At 63.1% G+C, this 701-nt stretch carries 1 protein-coding gene; it reads left to right on the top strand.

All coding sequences use genetic code 11. From position 1 onward, the window contains the following. On the top strand, nt 1-701 hold a 701-nt coding region (locus IG169_RS23795), incomplete at its 3' end, for a GTP-binding protein (protein WP_193178766.1).

Below are 701 nucleotides of genomic sequence, written 5' to 3'. Positions count from 1 at the left end.
ATGGCGAAGGGTAAGTTTGAGCGCACGAAGCCGCATGTGAACATCGGCACGATTGGTCACGTTGACCACGGCAAGACGTCGCTGACGGCTGCGATCACGAAGTATTTCGGCGAGTTCAAGGCCTATGACATGATCGACGCCGCGCCGGAAGAAAAGGCACGCGGGATCACGATCTCGACGGCGCATGTGGAATACGAGACGGAAGCGCGTCACTACGCCCATGTCGACTGCCCGGGCCACGCCGACTATGTGAAGAACATGATCACCGGCGCCGCACAGATGGACGGCGCGATCCTGGTGGTTTCGGCCGCCGACGGCCCGATGCCGCAGACGCGCGAGCACATCCTTCTGGCCCGCCAGGTTGGCGTTCCGGCGATCGTCGTGTTCCTCAACAAGGTCGACCAGGTCGACGACGAGGAGCTGCTGGAGCTGGTCGAGATGGAAGTGCGCGAGCTGCTTTCGTCCTACGAATATCCGGGCGACGACATTCCGGTGATCAAGGGCTCGGCTCTTGCCGCGCTGGAAGACTCCGACAAGAAGATCGGCGAAGACGCGATCCGCGAGCTGATGGCCGCCGTCGACGCGTACATCCCGACGCCGGAGCGTCCGATCGACCAGCCGTTCCTGATGCCGATCGAGGACGTGTTCTCGATCTCGGGCCGCGGCACGGTTGTGACCGGCCGCGTCGAGCGCGGTATCAT

The organism is Oricola nitratireducens, assembly GCF_014904745.1.
Lineage (GTDB): Bacteria > Pseudomonadota > Alphaproteobacteria > Rhizobiales > Rhizobiaceae > Oricola > Oricola nitratireducens.
The sequence above is the reverse complement of the archived record's forward strand: the minus strand, read 5'-3'. Positions and strand labels throughout refer to the sequence as shown.